General features: G+C 42.6%; 15 protein-coding genes. 10 read left to right on the forward strand and 5 right to left on the reverse strand.

From position 1 onward, the window contains the following. Positions 1–452: 452 nt before the first annotated feature. A complete protein-coding gene (locus tag RRG12_RS39140; protein WP_420761627.1) occupies positions 453–1,547 on the forward strand; it encodes a sensor domain-containing diguanylate cyclase in 1,095 nt (364 codons plus the stop codon). Positions 1,548–1,623: 76 nt separating this feature from the next. On the opposite strand, the gene RRG12_RS39145 is transcribed toward RRG12_RS39140, so the two are convergent. Beyond that, entirely contained in the window at positions 1,624–2,217 is a 594-nt protein-coding gene (locus tag RRG12_RS39145; RefSeq protein WP_420761628.1) for a TetR/AcrR family transcriptional regulator, read from the reverse strand. A gap of 82 nt (positions 2,218–2,299) precedes the next feature. Between RRG12_RS39145 and RRG12_RS39150 the strand changes: the two genes are divergently transcribed. Further along, positions 2,300–3,634, forward strand: coding sequence for a cytochrome P450 (locus RRG12_RS39150; RefSeq protein WP_420761629.1), 1,335 nt, complete (start codon positions 2,300–2,302; stop codon positions 3,632–3,634). Positions 3,635–3,678: 44 nt separating this feature from the next. On the opposite strand, the gene RRG12_RS39155 is transcribed toward RRG12_RS39150, so the two are convergent. Both RRG12_RS39155 and RRG12_RS39160 read right to left on the reverse strand, forming a co-directional pair. Then, positions 3,679–4,269, reverse strand: a complete 591-nt coding sequence (locus RRG12_RS39155) for a thioredoxin family protein (RefSeq protein ID WP_420761630.1) — start codon at positions 4,267–4,269, stop codon at positions 3,679–3,681. A 404-nt stretch (positions 4,270–4,673) separates the two neighbouring features. Further along, entirely contained in the window at positions 4,674–6,584 is a 1,911-nt protein-coding gene (locus tag RRG12_RS39160; RefSeq protein ID WP_420761631.1) for an acetate--CoA ligase family protein, read from the reverse strand. Between the two features lie 313 nt (positions 6,585–6,897). On the opposite strand from RRG12_RS39160, the gene RRG12_RS39165 reads away from it, so the two are divergent. The 3 genes from RRG12_RS39165 (at position 6,898) to purH (ending at position 10,242) form a co-directional block, all read left to right on the forward strand. Further along, positions 6,898–7,101 carry a hypothetical protein gene (locus tag RRG12_RS39165; protein ID WP_069074004.1) on the forward strand — a complete coding sequence of 68 codons (204 nt, stop codon included), beginning with the start codon at positions 6,898–6,900 and terminating at the stop codon, positions 7,099–7,101. Positions 7,102–7,396: 295 nt separating this feature from the next. Then, positions 7,397–8,221 (forward strand): cyanophycinase, encoded by an 825-nt coding sequence (locus RRG12_RS39170; RefSeq protein ID WP_420761632.1) that lies wholly within the window; start codon positions 7,397–7,399, stop codon positions 8,219–8,221. 500 nt (positions 8,222–8,721) lie between these two features. Then, on the forward strand, positions 8,722–10,242 hold the full coding sequence (gene purH / locus RRG12_RS39175) for a bifunctional phosphoribosylaminoimidazolecarboxamide formyltransferase/IMP cyclohydrolase (protein ID WP_420761633.1): 1,521 nt from the start codon (positions 8,722–8,724) through the stop codon (positions 10,240–10,242). Between the two features lie 529 nt (positions 10,243–10,771). On the opposite strand, the gene RRG12_RS39180 is transcribed toward purH, so the two are convergent. Then, positions 10,772–11,284, reverse strand: coding sequence for a DNA topology modulation protein (locus tag RRG12_RS39180; protein ID WP_420761634.1), 513 nt, complete (start codon positions 11,282–11,284; stop codon positions 10,772–10,774). Between the two features lie 129 nt (positions 11,285–11,413). Here RRG12_RS39180 and gatB point away from each other — a divergent pair, with 129 nt between their 5' ends. The 5 genes from gatB (at position 11,414) to ntrB (ending at position 19,212) form a co-directional block, all read left to right on the forward strand. Continuing rightward, positions 11,414–12,889 (forward strand): Asp-tRNA(Asn)/Glu-tRNA(Gln) amidotransferase subunit GatB, encoded by a 1,476-nt coding sequence (gene gatB / locus RRG12_RS39185; RefSeq protein ID WP_069073997.1) that lies wholly within the window; start codon positions 11,414–11,416, stop codon positions 12,887–12,889. A gap of 940 nt (positions 12,890–13,829) precedes the next feature. Continuing rightward, a complete protein-coding gene (gene argJ / locus RRG12_RS39190; protein WP_420761635.1) occupies positions 13,830–15,071 on the forward strand; it encodes a bifunctional ornithine acetyltransferase/N-acetylglutamate synthase in 1,242 nt (413 codons plus the stop codon). A gap of 130 nt (positions 15,072–15,201) precedes the next feature. Beyond that, complete coding sequence (locus RRG12_RS39195) at positions 15,202–16,326, forward strand: hypothetical protein (RefSeq protein WP_420761636.1); 1,125 nt, start codon at positions 15,202–15,204, stop codon at positions 16,324–16,326. A 577-nt stretch (positions 16,327–16,903) separates the two neighbouring features. After that, positions 16,904–18,277: a CmpA/NrtA family ABC transporter substrate-binding protein gene (locus RRG12_RS39200; RefSeq protein WP_420761637.1), complete on the forward strand. Its 1,374-nt coding sequence runs from the start codon at positions 16,904–16,906 to the stop codon at positions 18,275–18,277. A 95-nt stretch (positions 18,278–18,372) separates the two neighbouring features. Continuing rightward, positions 18,373–19,212, forward strand: a complete 840-nt coding sequence (gene ntrB / locus RRG12_RS39205) for a nitrate ABC transporter permease (protein WP_420762910.1) — start codon at positions 18,373–18,375, stop codon at positions 19,210–19,212. Between the two features lie 117 nt (positions 19,213–19,329). Here the strand turns inward: ntrB and RRG12_RS39210 are convergent, their stop codons facing one another. After that, a complete protein-coding gene (locus RRG12_RS39210) occupies positions 19,330–19,617 on the reverse strand; it encodes a hypothetical protein (protein ID WP_420762911.1) in 288 nt (95 codons plus the stop codon). Positions 19,618–19,669: the final 52 nt, after the last annotated feature.

Raw genomic sequence — 19,669 nt, forward strand, 5'->3', positions numbered from 1 at the left:
AGAGGCAACTTTTCAAACAACTTGGTTTGGTCATAGAGAAAAATTCTGCATAAATTAGAACTTCTGCTGTAACTATTCTTGAGCCTATCTCTGCGTGTCTACGCAGAGATGATCGAGAAGGATTATAAAGACCAGAAAGAGAAGTTGCAGGAGTTGAAAGCCGACCCTCACAACTTCCGTGTATCTATACAAATTAGCGGTATCAAAATTATCAAGTTTTGACGAAGGAAGCCTGATGATATAATAAGTTTTGATAATTTTTAGCTATAATTAATTATTTTCAAGCTGGCTTTGGGCAAAAGACCTTGTAAGCATTTACATATTCAGGGATTTTGCACAGTGAAAGCCAGGGTGACATGAACAATAGAGCAAACCAAAGGCATGAAGAACATCATATAATACAATATTTCTGTATATTCAACAGAATGTTGATTGTCGTTGCAGAGATGTTTATGTCACGCAGCCTTGCTGCTGGAGAGGTAATCTTACAGTTGTTGCAAAATTTCCAGCGTCCCAGAATTTTCTGGCTAAGGCTCAGACACTTATCTGTGAAAACCCAAGGTGTTCCTTTACCTGACAATGAAGCAGAAAGGCTCAAAGCACTGGCGGAATACAATATACTGGATACCCTGCCTGAAGAAGCATTTGATGATATAACTGCTCTTGCTGCCTACATTTGTAAGACTCCAATTGCTTTAATTAGCTTAGTTGATAGCGATCGCCAATGGTTTAAATCTAAGGTTGGACTAAAAGTGAGCGAAACACCTAGAGATGGGTCTTTTTGCTCCCATGCCATTCTTCAACCAGAAAATATATTAGTGGTTCCGAACGCCATTCATGACGATCGCTTTAATAACAATCCCCTAGTCAAAGGTAATCCCAAAATTCGTTTTTATGCTGGTGTCCCTCTAATTACGCCCAATGGTCTTTCAATCGGCACATTGTGTGTTTTAGATACCATTCCTCATCATCTAAGTTACCAGCAGTTAGATGCACTGCGTCGCTTAAGCCGTCAGGCGATCGCTCAGATGGAACTTATTCAGGAAGTTCGCAACCGCAAACAAGCATCGCTGACTGATGAATTAACCGGTTTGCATAACCGACGTGGTTTCTTCTTGATGGCTGAACAAGAGTTAAAAATTGCTCACCACACGAAAGCATTCTGCTGGGTGATCTTCATTGATTTAGATGGGCTAAAACAGATTAACGACACCCTTGGTCACGATATAGGAGATGCCTTGATTACTGATGCTGGTCAATTACTCAAGCAAAGTTTTCGGAACTCGGATATTGTTGCCCGCTTAGGTGGAGATGAGTTCATTGTTTTCATCTCCAGCTACTTTAAGGACGCTGATAGCATCCAAGTGTATCTGCAAGCAAATATTGCCAACTTTAATCAACAGGAAAACCGTAGCTATGAACTTTCAATGAGTATGGGGATAGAGCGTTACTCACCAGAAAGCAATATGTCACTGGAACAATTAATCGCTAGCTCTGACGAATTAATGTATGCTCATAAGCGTCTCAAGCGGCAATCTCTTACATGAAGGGGACAGGGGACAGGGGACAGGGGACAGGGGACAGGGGACAGGGGACAGGGGACAGGGGACAGGGGACTGGGGATTAGGTAGGGAAATTGCTTTTCAGGAAAAGCTTCAAAGCACGTCGAATATGTGCCTCCCAAGGCTCAGAGGCGGGAGGAAAGATTTGAGCGTAGAGCATTGCCCCACTCATCAAGTCGAAGATTAAATCGCTGTCTGTGTCAGTCTGGATTTCGTTTCTTGTTTTTGCACGCTCGATCACGACTCGGAAGGCTTGGCGTCGCGGTTGTAGGTATTTTGCCCAGTAGACCTGGGCAAACTGTGGACTACTCGAAGCGGTGCTGAGGATCAAGGCTTTAATCTGACGACCCAAGGGAGTAAGGGTAGTTCTGGCGGCACTCTCAATGATGAGATCGAGATCACTCCAAAGACTACCAGTATCCGGTATTGATATTTCTTCTCTTAAACTTTCAATAGCATCTGCTACGAGTTCTTCTTTAGAACTATAACGCCTATAGATGGTAGGTTTCCCTACCCCAGCACGCGCTGCGATCGCTTCAATACTCATGCGTTCATATCCAACTTCCGCTAACAAATCCAAGGCCGCTTTGAGGATGGCTTGATGTGATAGGACACTCCGAGGTCGTCCGGGCGAGTTTTTGACAGATTCACTCATGAAATCTTACCGATTGACATACTCTTATAAATTTACGATACTGTTCCGTAACTAAAATAATACCTTTTTTCCCACAATAAAAATGACAACTTTCTCTAAAGAGCGCCTCCCATTACCCCCTGGTAACTTGGGCTTACCTATCATTGGCGAAACAATGAGCTATTTGCGCGATCCAGGACGTTTTATTGAGCAGCGACAGCAGAGACATGGAACAATCTTCAAAACTCATTTATTGGGTCAGAAGACAATTGTCCTGATTGGGGCAGAAGCCAGCCGTTTTCTGTTCACTAACGAGGGTCAGATATTGGCCATGACTAACCCTTTAAGTTTTGAGGTGTTATTGGGAGCAGGTTCTATTGGGATGAAAACTGGCATCCCTCACCAAAATCTGCGTAAGCAGTTGTCACAAGCTTTCCAGCCCAGAGCTTTAGCAGGATATGTCTCCATAATGGAGAAAATAACCCGCAGCTATCTGCATAAATGGGAACGCTTGGGTACAATGACCTGGTATTCTGAACTGAAAAAATACACCCTTGATGTTGCCTGTAAGCTGTTAGTGGGAGTTGATACAGCCTCGGACGAGAACTTAGAAAAAGTCTATGAAACTTGGGGAGAAGGATTGTTATCAGTTCCGATTCGATTACCTGGGAGTAAGTTTGATCGCGCAGTACACGCTCGTGAACAACTTCTTGCCAGGATTGATGAGATGATCTACCAACGCCAGCAAAATCCTTCCTTAAATCAAGATGTCTTAGGAATTTTGTTGCAAGCGCGAGACGGGGAGGGAAATTGTTTGAGTTTAGAGGAAGTGAAGGATAACGTTTTGGCATTGCTAGTCGCTGGACATGAAACCTTGACTTCAGCACTGACTTCCTTATGTTTGCTGCTAGCCCAGCATCCAGAAGTGTTAAAAGCTGCCCGTGCAGAACAAGAGCAGTTAGGGTTCATAGAACCCCTTACTCAAGAAAACCTCAAGCGAATGACCTACCTAGAGCAAGTTCTCAAAGAAGTTCTACGGCTCACCCCTCCAGTAGTTCGCAGTGGATCTAGGGAGGTGATTGAGGCGTGCGAATTTGGTGGATACTTAATTCCCAAGGGCTGGAATGTACATTACCAAATCCCGGAGACTCATCAAGATCAGAATGTTTATACTGAGCCTGAACGTTTCGACCCGCAGCGCTTTGCTCCTGAACGGGCTGAGGACAAAAAAATCTTTAGCCACATACCCTTTGGTGGTGGTATCCGAGAATGTTTAGGTAAAGAGTTTGCCAGACTGGAAATGAAGTTGTTTGCAGCTATGTTAATCCGTGACTATGAATGGGAACTGCTCCCTGGACAAAATCTTGAGAGGGTTTTACTACCGTTCTCTCGTCCTCGTGATGGCTTAAAAGTGAAATTTTGTCAGCGATCGCATTAAGTATAAGTCTTCCTGTGTGAATTTCATTTTTACTGTTGTTTTTGCTAATTTACCACCTGGCTGCCATGACTACGGGGGTCATCTTGATTAGTCGTTGGTGCGACTGGGGCTGAAAACTTGGAAACTTTGCCGCTAGCTTGAGCATAAGGAAGAGACGAACCAGTAACCAAAGCTTCTAAATTGCTTGCCATAATTGTCCGGGGTTGATCGCCTATGGCTTGGGCTATGGTTTCTCCTTGCTGACTCAAAAATACAAAATGGGGAATCCCATCCACCCGATATCTCAGCATTTCTGGCAGCCACTTGGTATTATCCACATTTAGCATGACAAAATTCATCTTGCCAGCATACTCGGTTTCTAGTTGAGTGATATCTGGGGCCATTTTTTGGCAGACAGTACACCAATCAGCATAAAACTCTACTAGAGATGGTTTGCCGTTGCTGATTGCTACTTCTAACGGTGTGGAAGTCTCGCTTAACTTAGCTAGAGTTGCCGAGGTTGTTTCAGTTCGCAATCCTAAGACGAGGGAAACGCTAAGTGCGATCGCTACCATTACAATTAAGAAGTTTCTCAGGCGTTTCCCGAATGTGGATTCAGGTTTTTCGGGAGACTTAACAGGTGAGTCAGTACTCATAACAGAATTATTAAAACTTATTAAGCAATTTCTTCTTTAGTTTAACTGACTCCACGCGCTCTTTTCTCTCTCTCCACCTTTGAAAGCTTTAACAGGGAATTGGGGATTCCCGCATTTCTCACAAGCTTAAGGCGTTTGATGGAGCAGAGGAGAAGTAATGAGTAATGAGTAATGAGTAAGAAGTAATAAATTCTACTCATTACTTATTACTTATTACTTATTACTTATTACTTTTTCCCTGCACAAGCGCAGGCTTTAAGAAGTGTGGTGAGAAATCCGGGGGATTGGGTACACTTAAAGATTTGAATCGGGAGTAAACTGATCCTAGTTACCCAGTCCCCAGTCCCCATTGCCCCTAATCCCCAGAGGGGGCCCCGAGTTCCCCAATCACCTATTCACTTAACTCACAAAATCGTCCCGGTTTCTTTCAAATAAACCCGCGTAAATGGCTCATCTTCACCCAGAGTATAATCTTCAATCAACCCTTTGCGACGAATAGAAATATCATTACCTTTTCTAATCACCACAGTTGAACCATCGAAAACATCCCGCACCAAAATCATTTCAATTTCGGTAGGATTATCCAAAACTACCATATTACTACTCTGGTAAAACATCCCCTCTTCTTCTAAAATGTCTTCTGCATACTCAGCAATCAGCAAATCAAGTTTGGGATGGCGCAGCAAAGTTTGGACATTGGTGTTGTAATCTTTGCTTAATACTTTTTTCGAGCGATTCACAAAAACTGCATCACGACAAACAGCACCTATTGTCCAATCGGGATGTTGCAAAAGGATATGGTCAATTGTCGCTTGCAGTTCTTCAACAGAGATTTTATTGAAGGTAATAATCGGTATCCTCGCATCTGTACCAGACTCAAAAAAGGTTTCTAAAATATGAGAAGGCACATCAACGCTTTCACCAACAGAAGGTTTAAGATGCATTAAAACGCCTGGTGCAGCGTTTATTTCCAGGATGGCAAAATTACTGGATTTCCAAGATTCTGCAAGACTTTTGGTAATGACATCAATCCCCAGGCAAGTCAATTGAAAATGTTGGGCAATATCTTGCGCCAGAATAATATTATCATCATGAACTGTCGGGGTTGCATCGATGCTTACACCTCCGGCTGAAAGATTTGCAACTTTCCGCAAGTAAACAGTGCGTCCTTTCTCAATCACGCTGTCTAATGATAAGCGCTGTTCGTCTAGATAGAGTTCCATCGCTTCATCAATCTGAATTTTACTCATTGGTGAGGTTGGCGTATCTAAACGTGCAGGTTTGCGATTTTCTTCGCGAATTAACTCTGCAAGAGTTAAATACCCATCACCGACAACCGATGCTGGACGGCGTTCTGTGGCGGCGACGAATCGGCCATTGACACACAACAAGCGAAAATCTGATCCTGAGATGCTTTTCTCAACAATTATTCGGGTTAGCTGATCTTCGGGAATGGCTGCCACTGCTCTATTGTAAGCAGCTACCAGTTCTTTTGAGTCTTGTATGTCAGCCGTGACGCCAATTCCTTTATGACCTACCACTGGCTTAACTGCTACTGGGTAGCCAATTTCTCTTGCTACCGCCAAGGCTTCCTTCTCGGAAAAGACAATATCACCTTTAGGCACTGGGAAACCCAAGGTTTTCAAAAATGCCTTACAGTCATCTTTGCGGGTGGTAAACTCCGAATCTAGATGGCTATCACAGTTAAATGTTGTTGCTACCCCCCGGACGTGTTTTTTTCCCCAGCCGTATTGCATTAATCCTTCTTCCCACAAATAAAAGGCAGGAATACCTTTCTCGGAGGCTGTTCGCAATAGGGCGTAAACTGTAGGACCACCGTAGACAGATGCGCGAAATCTATCTTGTAGCCTTATTAGTTCTCCATCAAAGGCGAATTTTTCGTCTTGGGTAATAGCTTCAAACCAATCCCAAACAAAATAAACTACTTCTCTGCTTGTGCGTTCATGTAGTGATTGGATGCTAATCCGTGTCAGATTTGGATATGGCTTAACACTCCAGTGGTTAAGGTGTAAATCCATGTCCAGTTTTCCGACTTCGGACACAACTTGGGCAAATAAATGGGCATGGGATTCGTAAGTTTGATCGCGCAGTTTTGGATAGCGATCGCCAATGCTGGCAATATAATCTTCAATGGGCAAAGGCTCTCTAGAGTCAACTAGAGCAAAATCAAATACTAGCGACCCTATATTTAAATAAGGGTTAGGTCCTAAATAATGCTTGAAGTTGAAAATATCGAATACATCCGTTCTTCTAGCATTAATGCGGACTAAATCACTGCTTTTTTGTAGAACCATTGATTACGAACCTTTGGCTAAACACCCTGAAATTTCAATTCTGAGTTCTGGTTTCTCAGACTTATTGATTGTAGATTGATTCACATTTATTTTGGAGAGTGATGGCTTTGCAATTAAGCTAATCAGAACCCACCCTAACTCTATTGTTAAGTATTTTTAACTATCTTAAGGCATAATTCAATCTCCATTCCTCAGCCGGGAATCAACAACAGTCAATTCATCCTGACGAGTAATCAAAGCTATAACTTTTGAAGGGTGCAACCTCACCCAAGAATTTGTATAAATAGTGAGGTATCAAAAAGACAGCAAAGGTATGAATAGCACACAAGCTGCTCTAAGAGATGAAATTCGAGAACTTGCTGAGGAAGCTTTTCACCAAAAGCTGATCTCTGGACATGGAGATGGGGCAGATATGAATGAGTATCAAATTGTCTACCAAGGCAAACCCAGACATCTACCACTAGAACAAGCGCGTTTTTTCTTAACTAACTTACTTTACAGAAGTCGGATTCATTAGGAATTGCCATTTAGAGTTAATACCAAATTACTCACAATCGCACGATAAATCTCCAATCAACACTTAGCAGTATAGCTAACAACGCCTCTAGAAAATAACTCTAGAGGCAGTTGACGTTGTAGATTTTATTTAGTAAGTGAAAATTTAGGTAATTTTTCGGAAAATCTTTTGGTCTAATTTTGATTCGCAAATGTTAATCCTACTTCTATCAAGCAATCTACCATAAGGATGGTTTGATAGTTTTAATTGTCATGGTTTAGTGAAATTTACTAACTCAAATCAGGAGTCATCAATAATGGAAAGTAATATCAAACGGCAGTTGGTAATTATTGGGGGAGCCGAAGATAGAGATGGCGATTCCGTAATTTTGCGGGATTTTGTACGACGTGCTGGGGGTACAAAGGCGCACATTGTAATTCTGACAGCAGCAACGGAACTACCAAGAGAAGTGGGAGAAAACTATATCAGAGTGTTTGAACGCCTGGGAGCCGAAAATACTCGCATTATTGATACAGAAACCCGCGAAGATGCATCTTCATCTACCGCATTGGAAGCAATTAGTAAAGCAACTGGGGTATTTTTTACAGGGGGAGACCAAGCTCGAATTACCAGCATCCTCAAAGACACCGAAATCGATGTGGCGATTCACAAACGTTTCTCTGAAGGTATAGTTATCGCAGGCACAAGTGCGGGTGCTGCTGTGATGCCAGATAAAATGATTGTGGAAGGTGATTCACAGACACATCCTCGGATGGAAACTGTTGAAATGGGCCCAGGTATGGGATTTTTACCAGGGGTAGTAATTGACCAGCATTTTTCTCAGCGGGGACGCTTGGGACGCTTAATTTCAGCTTTAATACTAGAACCTGCTGTTTTGGGATTTGGTATTGACGAAAATACCGCTATGGTAGTGACAGATCACCAAATTGAAGTGATTGGTGCAGGTGCGGTTACGATTGTTGATGAATCAGAAGCTACATACAACAATATGGGCGAAATTTTGAAGGATGAGTCTTTGGCAATTTGTGGAGCAAAGCTTCATATCTTGCCACATGGATTCAAATTTGACCTCAAAACCCGTCAGCCTATCCTAAATAATGTTGCTGTACCTGTTGGTTAAATCAACGCCTAATTTTTAGCTATTTCCAGTATTTTCGACAGCAACACATCCTTGGGTAAAGACGCGNNCGCGTCTCTACAAATGGTCTATTTGTCGCATTCTTTTTTCAAATTGGTATAAGGATATAAATTACACGAGTCAATATTATCAAGGAAGGCAGAGGGCAGGAGGCAATACTAAGCTAATCGGCATTTAAGTTGCATAAAAGCAGGGCTGAAGCCCTTACTACAAGCGAATCATTCTGGAAAAATGAATGACTATTAGCTTACTCGGTTAAGCATTTTGAACCCAAAGTTTGGTTTTGGGAAAGGGTTACTGGGTTTGGGTTAAAGGTTTTTAATTTCCCTTTCCCCCTTCCCCTTTCCCCCTTAACCGACAAGTATTGGGGCAGGAGGCAGTTTTCCTCCTGTCTCCTTCAATCCTTATGGTCTTGAAGTGAAGCAAGGCTTATGCAAAACTTGAGATCCTTCGCTTCTAGCCTACTTTTAAGGAATTGATCAATGGCGCGTCTAGCCCTGCTGAGTGTATCTAACAAAACTGGTATAATTGACCTAGCCCGTAGCTTGGTTGAAGAATTCGACTTTGATTTAATCAGCAGTGGGGGAACAGCCCAAGCCCTCAAAGATGCGGGACTCCCTGTCACCAAAGTTGCAGATTACACAGGTTCTCCAGAAATTTTAGGTGGTCGAGTCAAAACGCTGCATCCCAGAATTCATGGTGGGATTTTGGCACGGCGCGATTTTCCCGAAGATATTACAGATTTAGAAAATAACCAAATTCGCCCGATTGATTTAGTGGTGGTGAATTTATATCCTTTTGAGGAAACGATCGCTAAACCAGGGGTAACATTATTAGAAGCTGTTGAGCAAATTGATATCGGTGGCCCGGCTATGCTACGGGCATCATCGAAAAACTTCGCCCATCTCGCTGTATTATGCGATCCAGCACAGTATGACGAGTATTTGCAGGAATTGCGCCAAAATAACGGCGAAGCATCCCTAGAGTTTCGCCAAAAGGCAGCTTTAAAAGGATTTTCGCACACTGCTAGTTATGATCAAGCGATCGCATCTTATCTCGCAGAAGCACAGCAGTACACCCTCAACGGTACACAATTGCAATCTCTGCGTTACGGCGAGAATCCCCATCAACCCGCCACCTGGTATCAAACTGGTACTACTCCAACGGGATGGGCAGCCGCGACCAAACTCCAAGGCAAAGAACTTAGTTACAATAACTTGGTTGATTTAGAAGCCGCACGCCGAATTATTGCTGAATTCACTGATACCCCAGCCGTAACGATTATCAAACATACAAATCCCTGTGGCACTGCACTGGGAAGTACTATTTCCGAAGCGTACCAAAAAGCTTTCAATGCTGATTCTACTTCTGCTTTTGGTGGAATTGTCGCACTCAACCGTCCAATTGATGCGGCGACAGCCAGCGAATTAACCAAAACATTTTTGGAATGTGTGGTTGCACCAAGTTGTGATGCCGAAGCGCAAGAAATCCTTGGCAAAAAATCTAACGTGCGGGTTTTGACTCTAGCTGATTTGAGCAGTGGCCCCAAGGATACAGTAAAAGCGATCGCAGGTGGTTTCCTTGTCCAAACTAGCGATGATATAATTGCTGACACCAGTCAATGGCAAGTAGTCACTGAACGTCAACCCACCGACAGCGAATTAGCCGAATTGCTGTTTGCGTGGAAAGTTTGCAAACACGTTAAATCCAATGCCATTGTTGTGACAAGCGATCGCACTACACTAGGAGTAGGTGCTGGTCAAATGAACCGTGTCGGCTCAGTTAAAATTGCCCTAGAACAAGCCGGGGAAAAAGCCAAAGGTGCAACTCTAGCTAGCGATGGATTCTTCCCCTTCGATGATTCGGTGAAAACAGCCGCAGCCGCAGGAATTACAGCCATCGTCCAACCAGGAGGAAGTTTGCGCGATAAAGATTCAATCAAAGCTGCTAACGAACTAGGTTTACTGATGGTTTTAACTGGTGTACGTCACTTTTTACACTAAATCATTGACCCTCAAGTGTGCGGTTTTGAAAGTGTCACACAATATACTTGCTCTTTTATAGGAGTGGTGATATATTTTAATCGTGTGTGAGGAGCAAGTTAAAAATAAAAAGCGCCTGGGGTGGAAACACGGCAACACTCCCAAGCGCTTTTTAATTTGTCAGAAATTAGATTGTTTGTACGATTTTAGATGTGTCACTCAATATACTTGCTATTTGATAGAAGTAGTGATATCCTCTATTTGTGTGTGAGGAGCAAGTTAAGAATAAAAAATGCCTGGGGTGGAAACACGGCAACACTCCCAGGCATTTTTTAATTTGCGTGTATTTATAGAAATGGGTCGTTTCAGCCTTTTATTAATCGTTCTTCGATGGTCATCTGTAGGGGTTTAGCAGTGCTAAACCCCTACGACAGACGTGCTTTTTCAAAGAATCCATATTTGGTATTTTCTGTTAATGCGTAAGTCCTAAATAACGACGAATAAGGGAAGCAATCAAATCTTTCATACTTGTCTATCAATTTAGTAAATTTTAATGGCGGGAAATATTTTGCAAAAAATCTCTGACTTCTGCGGATTTGCGGAGAATAATAACTTGTCGGTTTGGTGTTACTTGACTAAGTTTTTCTAGAATTCCAGGACGACGAATAATTGGGTATGACCATATATATTTAAGAAATTCCCAATTCAATCTTTCAGGACAATCTGATGCCATATCAGGTCTGGATTTCCCAGCATACATCAAGCGACGTTTAATCACTCGCGACAAACATAAAAGCCGGGGAAAATCTAAAAAAATTACCGTGTCTGCAACCGACAAACGAATGTCGAGAGTACCACCATAGTTACCATCCATAATCCAAGATTCTCGCAAGGTTAGGTCTTGGATAATACTTTGCCATTTAGTTTTTGGAGTCTCAACCCAACCAGGATTCCAGTACCAAACATCCAAGTGAATGACTTCTAAGCCTAAAATGGTTCCCAATTCGCGGGCTAGGGTAGATTTGCCAGCACCCCCAGAACCAATAATCAAGATTTTCTTCACTTTAGGTTTGCACCTTCTTTTTCAAGCTCAACAGGGTAAGCATTACTCACCCAAATAACCGTCTTCAGCGCAACTCAATACGCCGCTACAATAGTACCCTAAGAAGGATTATGCTGAAATAGTGATATTATGACGACTGCTACGACTGTAAAAACTGAGTATGAAGCGATTATTGGTCTAGAAACCCATTGTCAGCTAAGTACTAACACCAAGATTTTTTCTAATAGCTCTACGGCATTCGGTGCTGACCCCAATACTAACATTGACCCGGTTTGCATGGGTTTGCCTGGGGTTTTACCTGTACTCAATGAAAAAGTATTAGAATACGCCGTTAAAGCTGGTTTGGCACTGAATTGTCAAATCGCTAAATATAGCAAGTTTGACCGAAAACAGTATTTTTATCCTGATTTACCCAAAAATTACCAAATTTCTCAATACGATTTACCGATCGCAGAACACGGTTGGTTAGAAATTGAGTTGGTAGATGCTGAGGGGAATCCAACTCGCAAACGCATTGGAATCACCCGTCTGCACATGGAAGAAGATGCTGGGAAATTGGTACACGCAGGTAGCGATCGCCTTTCTGGTTCTTCCTATTCTTTAGTAGACTACAATCGCGCAGGTATACCATTAGTCGAAATCGTCTCAGAGCCGGATTTGCGTTCTGGGCTAGAAGCTGCTGAATATGCTGAAGAATTGCGTCGGATTGTCCGCTATCTCGGTGTGAGTGACGGCAATATGCAAGAAGGATCTCTGCGTTGCGATGTCAATATTTCTGTGCGTCCAGTCGGACGAAAGGAGTTTGGCACTAAGGTAGAAATTAAAAACATGAACTCCTTCAGCGCCATCCAACGGGCGATTGATTACGAAATTGAGCGCCAAATCGCCGCAATCGAAGCAGGGGAGCGCATCATCCAAGAAACTCGGCTGTGGGAAGAAGGCGCTCAACGCACAAGTAGTATGCGGGTAAAGGAAGGTTCTAGCGATTATCGCTACTTCCCAGAACCAGATTTAGCACCAATTGAGGTGACAAATGCCCAATTAGAGCAATGGCGTAGTGAATTACCAGAATTACCAGCCCAAAAACGCCATCATTATGAAAATGAGTTAGGGCTTTCAGTTTATGATGCGCGAGTATTGACAGAAGATCGTCCAGTAACCGAATATTTTGAAACTGCGATCGCAGCTGGAGCAAATCCCAAAGCTGCTGCTAACTGGATTACTCAAGATATTGCAGCCTACCTCAATAAGCAAAAACTTAATATTACTGAAATCGCCCTGACTCCCATCAATTTAGCAGATATCATCACTCGCATTGAAACAGGCAAAATTAGTAATGCTCAAGCTAAAGAAAAGCTGCCAGATTTGCTCAGTGGTGTTTCTCCTGAGAAAGCCTTTGCAGGTCAAGAGTTAATCACCGATCCTAGTGTACTAGAACCCATCATTGATGAAGTTATAGCCGCCAATCCCAAAGAACTAGAAAAGTATCGCAACGGTAACACCAACCTCAAAGGCTTCTTTGTTGGACAAGTTCTGAAAAAGACAGGTAAACGTGCTGATCCTAAGCTGACTAACGAATTGGTCGAGAAGAAACTGAACGCTTAGTACCGCAAGGCGGAATTCGTAATTCGTAATGACGCTCCTGCGTCGCTAACATAATTCGTAATTACGTTTTGCGTTAGCGAGTCTGCGTTCGCTTTTAGCGTCTCGTAGAGAGCGTCCGGGGATTTAGCTTAGGCATCAAAACGTTGTGCCTGTAAATCCAGGGGACTTAAACCCCCAAACTGAGTTAAATATGATGAGTTTGTAGTAAGCACTTCAGTGCTTAAAAATCTAGGACTAAAGTCCTTACTACGAACTTATTCACCCATCGTAACTAATAAGACAGAACATTGCTGGATGAGGAGTGTATGGGGGAGTTGCAGTAGGTTTTTCACCTGTACCCAATTCCCAAGTAAGTATTTTCTCGGTGCTTCTTTACAAAATCTTCATATAAAAGATGGTGACAACCCGCATACTTGAAATGATATGCTGTGGTAAGTAGATGCACCCTGATGATCTGGAGAGCTGCCTAAGTGGCTCTCTTTTTTATTTTATTTTTCTAATATTTAGGGATAATCTCATAAGATTATTTTTAATAATCTCAATTAATAAGTATTAAACCTTAGAAGTTGAAGAAGAATTCAGAAGTCAGAATGGGCTAAACCTTAGCGGATAGCTAAGGTTTAGCCCATTCTGACGACTCACGCCTTTATTCTGTTCGATAAATGAGAGAGTGCAATAAGTAGATGCACCTTGATAATCTAGAGAGCGACCTCAGTAACTCTCCTTTTTTTACTTTTACCTTTCTTATGACGAAAGATAAAAACAATTATGCCAATCGTCAATTAGTGCATTATTATTGCCATCAGCAAATAAAAGAGACTGGAGACTGGGAAGCAGAGGAAGTATGGAAAAACTAATAACTCCTGACTCCTAACTCAGCCCTCAGAACTTTTTTAAGCACAAATTGACATATTTAACCTAATAGTTATAAGGAAAAATAATGGCAGATTGGCAAGAAATAACAGGTGGTATCACAGCACCAAGGGGGTATCAAGCGGCGGGAATTACCGCAGGGTTGAAACCTTCGGGGTTACCAGATTTAGCTTTGATCTTCTCAGAAGCAGAAGCGATCGCAGCGGGTGTATTCACCACTAGTCAAGTGAAAGCTGCCTGCGTAGAATATTGTCGCCAACGCTTGCAAGCCAAACAAAGCGCTCGTGCCATCCTCTGCAACGCTGGACAAGCAAACGCCGCTACAGGGACTCAAGGCTACCTTGATACCTTAGAATCTGCTCTGGCAGTAGGTCAAGCATTAAACATTCCATCTGAATCTATATTATTAGCTTCCACTGGTGTGATTGGTCAAAGAATTAAGATGGATGCTTTGCGAAGCGGGATTCCCAAGGTAGTAGCAGCACTATCAGAAACAGGCTCAGATGCCGCCGCCGGAGCGATTATCACTACAGACTTGGTAACTAAATCCATTGCCCTAGAGACAACTATAGGCGATCGCCCAGTACGAATTGGCGGCATTGCCAAAGGTTCCGGCATGATTCACCCCAACATGGCAACCATGCTGGCATTTGTGACTTGTGATGCTGTGGTTTCGCCTCACCTTTGGCAACAGATGTTAGCAAGAGCAGCTGATAGAAGCTTTAATTCCATCACTGTGGATGGTGATACCAGCACCAACGACAGCTTAATTGCCTTGGCAAACGGTCAATCTCGCACCCCAGCAATTATAGAATGGGGTGCAGAAGCAGAGAAATTAGAGGCGATGTTAACAGCAGTTTGCCAGCATTTAGCCAAAGCGATCGCTCGTGATGGTGAAGGTGCAACTTGTCTCATTGAAGTGGAAGTGACTGGCGCTCATGATGAACTCTCAGCCCGACAAATAGCCAAAACCATCGCCGGTTCATCCTTAGTTAAATCTGCAATCTTTGGCCGCGATCCAAATTGGGGACGCATCGCCGCCGCCGCCGGACGTGCAGGTGTAGCATTTGAGCAAGAAAACCTGCAAATTAAGCTAGGGGATTTCTTAATGTTAGAAAATGGACAACCTCTGCAATTTGACCGTGCAGCAGCAAGTGCTTATTTGAAAAAAGCAGCGGCGGGTGCTTATCTGCAACAGGATACGGTGTTAATCTCCGTTAACGTTGGCAATGGTTATGGTGTGGGTAAAGCTTGGGGTTGTGATTTGAGTTACGACTACGTGAAGATTAACGCCGAATACACTACGTAAACTACTCCCATTGTTTGCCTTGTAGAGACGCGATTCATCGCGTCTTGAGCCAAGGATGTGTTGCAATCATTAATTGAATTGGTATCAGAATAGTTTTAAAGTTTCTCATACTGTAGCTGGACGGGTGAAAATGCCTAAGAAGCATATAGAACTTAGAAGGAAGAGGTACTTCAAGCTCAGTTCACAAATCGCTCAGTTGGATAATGCACAATTGCGTTCTCTATTTGACAATAGTGAGTCGCATGAGTCGAGTACGGGTTGGGGAATGAATCACACCATCGTCCTTGGGGAATCTAAGGTCTTTGTGAAACGTGTTCCGGTTACAAACATCGAATATGACAACCTGTTCTCCACCAGAAACCTCTACAATCTGCCGACTTACTGTAATTACGGCTTCGGTTCCACTGGTTTTGGAGTCTTTCGGGAACTTGTTACCCATATCAAGACAACCAACTGGGTATTGTCGGGCGTAATTGCCACTTTCCCACTGATGTACCATTATCGGATTATTCCTTTCTCCGGGCGGCGGGCGGATGTTGATCGATCGCGTCTAAAAAGTTATGTGGAGTACTGGGGCAATAGTACCAACGCCGGCAATTATATGTTAGATAGAGCGATCGCCAACTATGAGTTGGTTCTGTTTCTAGAGTACATACCCCATGTTCTGGAAACATGGCTGCGGGAAAACCCCAACAAACTTCAAAAACCCCTAAATGACTTACGCACGACGATTACCTTTTTGAGAACGAAGGGAATCATCCACTTTGACGCACATTTTCGCAATATCCTCACCGACGGTAAGCGGACATATTTGACCGATTTTGGTTTGGTACTTGATAAGAGTTTTACGTTGACGAAAGATGAAGAGTCTTTTTTTAAGCAGAACAGATTTTATGACTACGGAGAAGTTCTGCGGAATCTTGGTCATCTGATTCGAGCGCCATATGATTTGTGTTCGGAGAACGATAAACGCCGGATTATGGAAAAATATGGCATAAAAGAAGGCTTAAAACCTTATGAACTGCGCTCTATATTACTCGACAACATTGAGCAGATACATGCTGATGGAGTCATGAAGTTAGATAATTTTTATGTTGCCAGCATCGTCAAGTACCGCAGTATCATTGCGCTGATGCAAGACTTCTTTTCTGATATGTGGGAAAACAACAACAAGGATACGAAACTTCGTCACAAAGAGCTACGGCAGCTGCTTAAAGAGACGGGGTTTCTTCGTGGTGTTGGAAATGGCAGATAGTTGCGATCGCTGGATAAGAAATACACCTATTTGGGGTGTTTACTTAGGTCTACAGCTTTCCCAGCCTTACCATCTCGCTCTCATCGCAGTACGATTCCTAAATTATAGAGATAACATAATAGCTGTGATAAATAAAAACTTATAGATGACAAATTACTACTAAAATTTAAGTTACAAAAGAAGTGAAGATAGTCAATCATAAAGTAAACACAATAGTCTTCATAAATAATAGTTGATATATTAAAAATTATTCCTATAGTTAAGGAAAATAGATAAATTTTTCCTTATACATCCAATCTAATATTTGTTTAATAATCCCGACTCCAAGTTAACAATTTCGGCTTCAAAGGCTGTAAACTGATTTCAACAAGGTGAATGACACCTCTGCATCACACTAGAAAAGCAGAGCCAATAATTTAACCGAGTTTTTATATAGCTAGCTATTTCATTGATGAAATGGCTGCGATCGCTTGGTCAAATATAGCTTGATTAATCATTAATAATGCAAGAAACATAAGGTTTTTTGCCTAAATTGTCATAGCTATAAAAATAACATTTACATTTTCAGGAGATATTTATGACAGAATTTTTTAATCAAATTTCTCGCCGCAAATTCATCTTCACAGCCGGAGCATCTGCGGGTGCTGTATTCCTCAAAGGCTGTTTGGGTAATCCTCCTGAAAACCTAACTGGTGGAAGCACTCAAGCACAGCCAACTGCTCAAACGGTTGCTAATATTAGCCCTGAACAAACACCAGAAACTACTACAGTCAAGTTAGGATATATTCCCATTGTAGAAGCGGCTCCTTTAATTATTGCTAAAGAAAAAGGCTTTTTTGCAAAGTATGGGATGACTAATGTTGACCTTTCCAAACAAGCTTCTTGGGGTGCAGCTAGAGACAACGTAGAAATTGGTTCTGCCGGTGGTGGGATAGATGGCGGTCAATGGCAGATGCCAATGCCACATTTAATTTCAGAAGGTTTAATTACCAAGGGCAATCAAAAAATCCCCATGTATGTATTATGTCAATTAATTACACATGGAAATGGAATTGCGATCGCCAGCAAGCACCAAGGCAAAGGTATTAGCTTACAACTCGCTGGCGCTAAGTCCCTATTTACCGAATTAAAATCCTCAACCCCCTTCACTGCTGCATTCACCTTTCCCCACGTCAACCAAGATTTATGGATTCGCTACTGGTTAGCAGCAGGTGGCTTAGACCCAGATGCAGATGTCAAATTGCTCACAGTACCAGCGGCGCAAACTGTAGCCAACATGAAAACAGGAACAATGGATGCCTTTAGTACAGGCGATCCTTGGCCTTATCGCTTGGTGCAAGACAAAATCGGCTACGTAGCAGCATTAACCGCAGAAATTTGGAAGAATCATCCTGAAGAATACCTTGCCATGAGAGGCGACTGGGTTGATAAAAATCCCAAGGCTACCAAAGCAATTTTAAAAGGAATTATGGAAGCCCAACAGTGGTTAGATAATTTTGACAACCGCAAAGAAGCGGCTCAAATTCTCGCTGGACGTAATTATTTCAATCTTTCTTCACCGGAAATATTAGCAGATCCATACCAAGGCAAATATGACATGGGTGATGGTCGCAAGATTGATGATAAATCAATGGCTGCTTACTACTGGAAAGATGAAAAAGGTAGTGTTTCCTATCCCTACAAGAGTCATGATTTGTGGTTCATCACTGAAAATGTTCGTTGGGGATTCTTGCCAAAAGATTACCTAGACAATAATGCTGCTAAAGCTAAGGAACTTATCAACAAAGTCAACCGCGAAGATATTTGGAAAGAAGCTGCCAAAGAAGCTGGCATCGCTACTGCTGATATTCCTACAAATACATCCCGTGGTGTAGAAGAGTTTTTTGATGGCATCAAATTTGACCCCGAAAAGCCAGAAGAATATTTGAAGAGTCTCAAAATCAAAAAATAGAGATGCAATTCCTCTCTTGTAGAGACGCGATTCATCGCGTCTAGAGATATTGCAAATGACAAATAACAAATAAAATTTGAGGAGAACACAGCATCATGACACTCGCCCAAAAACGCCCTGCAAACCCTAGATTGAGTAATGGCTTTATATCCAGCCTGAAAAAGCAATTTCCCGATCTTATACCACCAACGATCGCGATCGCAATTTTCCTGATTCTCTGGCAATTATTCGCCTGGACTCCGGGAGCCACATTACCAGGGCCAATACAGGTTATCCAAGACACTTGGGTTTTGATTCTCTGGCCATTTTATGACCGAGGTGGCATTGATAAAGGTCTATTTTGGCAGATTCTCGCTAGTTTGCAACGGGTTGCTATCAGTTATACCCTAGCTGCGATCGTTGGTATTGGCTTGGGCATTTTGATTGGGGTGAATAAAACCATGTCCAAAGCATTAGACCCCATCTTTCAACTACTGCGGACAGTACCACCTCTAGCTTGGGTTCCCATTTCTTTAGCAGCTTTACGACAAAACGAACCCGCAGCCTTATTCGTAATCTTCATCACCGCCATTTGGCCCATCTTAATTAACACTGCTGTCGGTGTTACCCAAATTCCCCAAGATTACAACAACGTCGCCAAAGTTCTGCAACTTAGCCGCAAAGAATATTTCACTAATATTTTGATTCCGGCGGCATTACCCTACATCTTTACCGGCTTGAGAATTGCGATCGGTTTAGCTTGGTTAGCGATTATCGCCGCCGAAATCGTCATGTCCGGTATTGTCGGAATTGGCTTCTTTATCTGGGACGCTTATCAAAATAACAACGTCAGCGAAGTGATTTTAGCTCTAGTTTATATCGGTATTGTTGGCTTAGTGCTAGATAAAGCAATGGCTTGGCTACAAAACAAGATTTTACCAGCAGAACAAAAATAGGGAGTGGGGAGTAGGGAGTAGTGACAGGGAAAGAATTTTCCTAATCCCTAATCCCTAATCCCCATTCCCCATCCCCCACTCCCCACTCCCTACCTTTCAAGGGTAGGTATTTAAAAATCAGGCAGTAGAGAGGGTGATTTGAGAGACATGGAGTTGTGGAGTCAAGGAAGGCCAAGGTTCAGGGAAAAAGCTACCTTGAGGTAGGGGAAGACGATTAAGAACGGCAGCCTTAATCACTAAAAATCCACGACGGAAACATGAGAGACAACGATGGAAGACACTATTTTTCAAATTGCGTCGTGCAACGTGGGTTTGTGGTAATTCGTCTAAACTACTAATAGGCAAATTGGCATCAATAGCACCTCCAACACTAACATGCCATAAAGTAGCGATGGCGATCGACAAACAAAGATACTCAAGGCTAGTATGGTATCTGTCATTTTAGTTTGATGACAAA

The sequence above is a fragment of the Nostoc sp. CALU 546 genome, from assembly GCF_048836525.1.